The sequence below is a fragment of the Vibrio sp. 10N.222.48.A3 genome, assembly GCF_041475345.1.
GTDB lineage: Bacteria > Pseudomonadota > Gammaproteobacteria > Enterobacterales > Vibrionaceae > Vibrio > Vibrio tasmaniensis_A.
The window spans coordinates 1-6,937 of sequence record NZ_JBFRVX010000184.1; the positions used below are offsets into that span (position 1 = coordinate 1).

6 protein-coding genes are annotated in these 6,937 nt (G+C 45.8%); 4 read left to right on the forward strand and 2 right to left on the reverse strand.

Annotated elements, in window-relative coordinates; translation table 11 throughout:
- Positions 1-1,553, reverse strand: a 1,553-nt coding sequence (locus AB4653_RS06535) for a DEAD/DEAH box helicase (RefSeq protein ID WP_372103628.1), incomplete at its 3' end; no start/stop codon positions are given.
- 97 nt (positions 1,554-1,650) lie between these two features.
- Between AB4653_RS06535 and rsuA the strand changes: the two genes are divergently transcribed.
- From rsuA to AB4653_RS06550, 3 genes are all read left to right on the forward strand, one after another.
- Positions 1,651-2,346, forward strand: coding sequence for a 16S rRNA pseudouridine(516) synthase RsuA (gene rsuA, locus AB4653_RS06540; protein ID WP_009847085.1), 696 nt, complete (start codon positions 1,651-1,653; stop codon positions 2,344-2,346).
- 214 nt (positions 2,347-2,560) lie between these two features.
- Positions 2,561-3,778, forward strand: coding sequence for a Bcr/CflA family multidrug efflux MFS transporter (locus tag AB4653_RS06545; RefSeq protein WP_017101184.1), 1,218 nt, complete (start codon positions 2,561-2,563; stop codon positions 3,776-3,778).
- The gene (locus AB4653_RS06550; protein WP_009847083.1) at positions 3,778-4,437 is read left to right on the forward strand and encodes a DUF2913 family protein; all 660 of its coding nucleotides are present in this window, start codon (positions 3,778-3,780) and stop codon (positions 4,435-4,437) included. The genes AB4653_RS06545 and AB4653_RS06550 overlap by 1 nt, the downstream gene beginning before the upstream one ends.
- Before the next feature lie 196 nt (positions 4,438-4,633).
- Here AB4653_RS06550 and AB4653_RS06555 read toward each other — a convergent pair whose 3' ends face one another.
- Positions 4,634-6,094 carry a DUF2867 domain-containing protein gene (locus AB4653_RS06555; RefSeq protein WP_102258613.1) on the reverse strand — a complete coding sequence of 487 codons (1,461 nt, stop codon included), beginning with the start codon at positions 6,092-6,094 and terminating at the stop codon, positions 4,634-4,636.
- 96 nt (positions 6,095-6,190) lie between these two features.
- Here AB4653_RS06555 and AB4653_RS06560 point away from each other — a divergent pair.
- On the forward strand, positions 6,191-6,937 hold a 747-nt coding region (locus tag AB4653_RS06560; protein WP_372103631.1), incomplete at its 3' end, for an MATE family efflux transporter.

Below are 6,937 nucleotides of genomic sequence, written 5' to 3' on the forward strand. Positions count from 1 at the left end.
TGTTTCTGTTTCTTGGTGGTTAATGACCAAAACTCATGCACTTGTGCTTGGTTTTCTCCACGGTAAGTGACCTTAAGCTGCGACTTGCCTTTTTCGTCCTTGAGAACGTTAAGGTCCATTTCTAAACACTCAAACACCAACGCATCTTTGAGGTTTAACGCTTCCTTAAGCTTTTTATCTGGGTCGACCAAGGTGGCATCACACTCATGACAAATGCGCGCGGCAATGTCGTTGTCAGCGCCGCATTCACCACAATACTTAGCACGAAAACGATAGTTACAGTGCTCGCGTTCGCCCGTGTCTTCATCGGTAAAGTAGCCTTGGCATTTACGGCCAAAGTGTTCGAGTAAGAAGCCGTTGCTGTCTAGCTTGCCCCAGAAGTTATTATTGAAGCCGCAAGCAGGGCAGGGAATAGTGATGATTTCACTATCTGAGTCAGGCTTTGGGTCTCCGACCTCTGGTTGGTAAAGGTCGTAACTGTTGCCCGCATAGTCGAGCACTAAACACTCTTTTTTACCCGGAGATAGGCGTAAGCCACGGCCAACGATTTGTTGGTACAAGCTAATAGATTCTGTTGGGCGCAAAATCGCGATTAAATCCACATGGGGCGCATCAAAACCAGTGGTTAATACCGACACGTTAACCAAGAATTTGATTTTACGTTCCTTGAAATCACTGATGATTTGGTCACGTTCGAGTGTCGGTGTGTCGCCGATTACAATTGAAGCTTCACCTTCTGGCAGTAAACCAAGGATCTCTTGTGCGTGTCTAACGGTCGCAGCAAATACCATGATGCCAAGCTTGTCTTTGGCCAGTTCAATGATTTGATCGACAATTTGTGGGGTAGCACGCTTCGATTGCTCAATCACCATATCGAGTTCTGATTCTTTATAGCGCCCCGTACTTGCCGGCCTTAGTTGCGAAAAGTCATAGCTCAAAACGGGCGCATCGATCATGCGTGCTGGTGTTAGAAAGCCTTCGTCCAACAAGTAACGAATCGGCAGTTCGAAAATACAGTCTCTGAAAAATCTCGGCTCTTCAGAACGCACTTGGCCACGTGTGTGATATTGGTAAAGCCACCCCATACCAAGACGATAAGGCGTCGCGGTCAATCCAAGCACCTTTATGCCTGAATTATTTTCACGTAAGTGAGTGATCACTTTTTGATAGCTGCTGGTCTTTTCATCTGGTACGCGGTGGCATTCGTCGATAACCAATAATGAGAACTGATTGGAGAATGAGTCAAGGTTTCGAACTACGGATTGAACTGAAGCAAACACCACTTGTTGGTCTGTCTCTTTACGCCCTAAACCAGCAGAGAAAATTGAACCTTTTAGCCCATAACCTTCATACTTTTCATGGTTTTGCTCAACGAGCTCTTTTACGTGCGCAAGCACTAGAACACGACCTTTAGCGAGCCTTGCTAACTCTGCAATCACAAGGCTTTTTCCTGCGCCTGTAGGCAATACAAGAACAGCCGGTGTTTGGTGTTTTCTGAAGTAATGAATCACTGATTTTACTGAGTCAGCTTGGTACGGGCGGAGTGTATACATATCGTGTCTTGTAAAATGAAAAACAAATAGTGTGAAATAGCTCAACTAATTGAGCAAAGGTGACTATAATACCCGACTTAGATTAGTTGAGGTATTCATGCGTTTAGATAAATTTCTGTGCGATGCGTTAGGCGTCACTCGAAGAGAAGCAACACACTTATTAAAATCAAAAGCAGTGACAGTAAATGATGTCATTCAAAAAAGCGGCTCGCTTAAGGTAACTGAAGAGTGCGTTGTGGAATGGCAAGGCAATGAACTGAATGTTCACGGCCCGCGTTACATCATGCTTTACAAGCCAGAAGGCTTTGTTTGTTCGCATGAAGATGGTTCAAATCGCACTGCGTTTGAATTACTCGATGAAATCAAAATGGACAAGCTGCACTTTGCAGGTCGTTTAGATGTTGATACAACGGGTCTTGTCTTAATGACAGACGACGGTAAGTGGTCTCACCGTATCACATCGCCAAAGCACAAGTGCGAGAAGATGTACCGAGTGTGGTTGGTTGAACCTGTTGAAGACGATTACGTTGAAAAGTTCAAAGAGGGCATCCAGCTTAAGAGCGAAGACGGCCTAACACTTCCAGCACACCTTGAAGTACGTGCAGAGCGTGAAGTGTTGCTAACGATTCACGAAGGCAAATACCACCAAGTAAAACGCATGTTTGCAGCACTTGGTAACAAGGTAGAAGCACTGCACCGTGAACGTATTGGTGAAATCGAGATGGACGAGTCTTTAGAGTTGGGTGAATACCGTTACCTAACACAAGAAGAAGTAGACTCTATCTGGAAGTAATCTTTTCTACCGTAGATGTGGCCGACCAAGGATAGCGTCGGCTGATTATTTTGACTGGTACTAGGACAGTTTCAGCCATTATTACTATATGTTCATGTATGTGTGCGCATATTCGTGTATCACTGTGCGTATTCGTGTATTGCTACGTGTATATTCGTATATTGCTGCGTGCATGCTCGTGTTCACATAGAACTTAGTACTTAGTCGGAGAGTTATGCAAACGTCTACCTCACAGACCCCAAGCTCACAACCACAAACGCCTCAGTTAGGTTGGATGCTATTTTTGGTTTTGGGCGCTATTGGTGCTTTAACACCACTCGCCATCGATATGTACCTACCTGCAATGCCAACGATCGCCAAAGATCTTGGTGTGACAGCAGGGGAAGTGCAAATCACACTTACCGCGTACACCGCAGGTTTCGCTTTAGGTCAGTTGTTACATGGTCCGTTAGCCGACAGTTATGGTCGCAAGCCAGTTCTACTGATTGGTGTGCTCTTCTTTGCGATAGCGTCTGTCGTGAGTGCAACCACTCATGGCATTGAAGCGTTAACGTTAGTTCGTACCGCTCAAGGTTTTGCAGGTGCGGCGGCGGCGGTCATTATCCAAGCGGTTGTGCGTGATATGTTCGACCGTGAAGATTTTGCAAGAACCATGTCGTTCGTTACCTTAGTGATGACGGTTGCGCCATTAATTGCCCCTATGATTGGTGGTTATTTGGCATTGTGGTTCGGCTGGCGTTCAATCTTTTGGGTGTTGGCTATTTTTGCGGTTATCGTGATTCTTGCGGTTATCATTAAGATCCCTGAAACACTGCCTGTTGAAAATCGTCAGCCATTGCGCTTTAAAACGACGATTCGCAATTACGCTCGTTTATGTAAAAACTCGACCGCTATGGGCCTAATTTTCTCGGGTGCGTTCTCGTTCTCTGGGATGTTTGCATTCTTAACCGCAGGCTCTTTTGTCTACATTGATGTCTATGGAGTACGTCCTGACCTGTTTGGTTACCTGTTTGGTCTGAACATCGTTGCGATGATTCTGATGACGACAATTAATGGTCGAATTGTTAAGAAGGTTGGCTCTCATACCATGCTGAGAGCCGCGCTGGTCATTCAATTATTAGCTGGCGTCGGTTTACTGGTTGGTTGGTTATTGGATCTCGGGCTTTGGGGTATTGTGCCGTTTGTGATGCTATTTATTGGCACCATTTCTACTATCGGCAGTAACTCTATGGGTCTATTGCTCAGTGGTTATCCAAACATGGCCGGTACGGCTTCATCGCTTGCGGGAACATTAAGATTTGGTACTGGTTCTGTCGTTGGAGCTATCGTTGCGATGCTGCCAAGTGACAGTGCTGGGTCTATGGCTATGGTAATGGCTGCGTGTGCAGTAATGTCAGCGTTACTATATTGGACATTAGGAAAGAAGGCATAATGTCAAAATACTATATTGAAATTCAGAAGTTAGTGAATGATGCATTAGGCGAGCTTTACGCTCTGCACAAAGCAGGCAAAGCGATTGATGCGCCTATTGCGAACAACCTTTATTTAGTTCGTTGGGTAACGAAGGCGATTAAGGCTCAGTCTTATGATCGTGTGATTGTGCCTGACTTGGTTCGCTGGCAGAAACAGGGCCGTTCAAAGGGCAATAACTCTGATTTAACTTTTACCTTTAAACGTATTTCTGCGTTTTACGGACGTTTTTTCCCTGAAGGCGAAGAGCCTAAAGCGCTAAAAGACAGTGATGTTGAAGCGTTCATGGACAAAATGTACGAGATGGGTTGGAGTGTATCAAGTGAAGACGAGCTAACGACTGGCGGCAAAATTCAGTTCTTCACTGATGGTGAGCACTCTTTTGCACTTTGTGGCAAACAGTGTGACGACTCGTTCGACGGTGAGCTAATGGTAAAACCAATGAACTGGTTTGTTCGTGGTAACCACGCTGAGTTTATTCAAGCAGCGATGGAAGCAGGTTTCATGCTTCACAAAGTCACTGACTACAAGTCAGCGGTGAAGTATCACGGTGAATACATCGTGTATCCAGCTAACCAAGGCAACCAACTTGCAGAGATCCCAATTAGCGTTATTGGCTAGTAGCGGATTCGGGATGCGAGATGAGAGATACGAAGAGCGGAACTATCCGCTCTTTTTTTGCCTCTCATAGCGCGTGTCGCAAATTTGCTGTTAAGTCTTTTCGCATCTCGACAGACGAATCTGCTTTTAATCTCTTCGCATCCCGTATCCGCTTTTAATCGTTTCGCATCTCGTTACTCGAATCCCGGATCCGCTTTTAATCTTTTCTCATCTCGACACTCGAATCTCGCATCTGCTCTTTAGCCTGCTTCTCAATCGCCTTCACCATGCCTTTAAAGATAAACAGGTGAGCTGGCATCATCGCGAACCAATACAGTAAGCCTAAAAAGCCTTTTGGATGCCACCAAGCTGAAATGTTCAGTTCACGAGAATCACCGTGGTCAGATACGGTAATTTCGAGTCTCCCCAAACCGGGGCCTTTCATACCGAAAAGCAGAGATAGAAACTGATTCTCTTCACAGCGAATAACCTTCCAAGAGTCAATTTTGTCACCGACTTTTAGGTTAGGGCCTTCTGGCATTTGTCGAACAGGTACACCACCGCCAAAGATAAGATCTAACCATTCGCGTGTGCGCCATAAAGCGTTAGCGAAGAAGTAACCCTGTTTTGGGCTTCCTATCTGCTGTGCAACATGCCAGAGGGAATCTAAGGATGCGCTTGAGGTGATACTTGCCCCTGTTTTCTTCGGGTAATAGCCATACCCAGCTTGCCAGCGCGTGAAGGCGGTTTTGTCAAAGCCCCAAACATTACTTTTTACGAAGTTTCCTTCAGCGTGAATTGCTTGCTCAACCATGTTTTCGAATGAGATAAGTTTCTGAGGGTACTTTTCTCTAATGATGGTCGAACTGGCAATAAAGTCATGCTTTAAGCCCGCGAGAAGCGCTCTGCCTATGTTGGACGGAACAGAAGTCACCACGCCCAACCAATAAGACGCCATTGAAGGTGTGAGAAGTGATGTCGCCCACAGCCTGAGTGGACGATCGGCTGTTTTGGCAATGTGAGCAAATTGATTTCGATAAGAGACAATATCCGGCCCGCCAACCTCGAAGGTTTGGCTTTCGCTAGGCGTGTCTTGTGCGAGTTTTAGTAGATAGTGGTTCAGGTTCTGCAAGGCAATAGGGTTGGCTTTAGAGTCGACCCATTTGGGCGCAATCATGATAGGTAAGTTGTACACGAAGTCTCGCATGATCTCGAACGCCGCAGAGCCAGGGCCAATGATGACGCCTGCTTGAAGTTCGGTCACCGGTACTGGTCCTTTACGAAGCAGTTGTCCGGTTTGTTTTCTCGCTTGAAGATGCTCTGAATCACCAGTTTGGGGCTGAAGCGAACTGAGGTAGATGACGTGTTGGTTTTTTGGCCCAAGAGCCGAAACAAAGTTACGAGCCAAGTTGAGTTCGTAATCAATGAAATCATGGCCTTCAGCCATTCCATGTACAAGAAAGAAAATAAGGTCAAAGTCAGGGACGAGCGCTTGTGTCGCAGCTTGATCTGCGAGATCAAGGTATTCAAGTGACAAGTTGTCGTGAGGCTCTGTTCGTGCTTTTAAATAGTCGATATGCCTTGCTGCAGCTGTGACTTGATAGCCTTGCTCAAGCAGGATAGGGAGGAGCTGCGAACCAACATATCCAGAAGCGCCTAAAACCAGTACTTTCTTCATTGTTACTCCATTTATCTCTGTGGTTAAAAACCGAACATTGATATAATAGCGCGATATTTATCTTTATTCATCAATACGTTCCGTTTAGGTATTTCTATGTTGCTCTCTTCAATTATTCATCACACTCGAGGTGATTTTGTTCGTAGGCTTATTGCGATTGCTTTGCCTATTACTTTGCAGAGCATTATGTTTTCAAGCCGAGGCTTAGTGGATGTGTTGATGTTAGGCCAATTGGGTGAAGCGGATATTGCGGCGGTGGGTGTGGCGAGTCGAGCCATGTTTGTCACGACCATTATGCTGGTGGGTGTCACCACGGGTGGTGCGTTATTGACTGCGCAATATTGGGGAGCAGGTAACAAGCAAGGCGTCAGAGAAAGTACGGCGTTGACTTGGCTGGTTTCAACACTGTTTGCATTACTAACTATTGTTTTCTTCGTTTCATTTCCCGCACAAATCATGGGCGTGACGACTGACTCCCAAGAAGTGATCAACCTTGGTGTTGAATACATTGTTATCACCTCGTTTAGCATGCTAGCTGTATCGTGCGTTAGCAGTATGGCTGTAGGTTTGAGAGCGATGCACAAACCCGGGCTAAGCACCTTCTTCAGCGGTATCGGTATCCTGTCTAACGTGTTCTTAAACTGGGTGCTGATCTTCGGTAACTTAGGCTTTCCTGCGCTTGGAATCAAAGGTGCGGCGATTGCGACGGTATTGAGCGGTGCCATTGAAGTGGCGACCTTATATGGTTATCTTTATTGTTCAAAGCATCTCTTGGCTTTCAAGTTATGCGATATAAAAGCAGCAGCTTCGATTGAAAAAGTGGTTCGCTTCTTAAAGTTATCG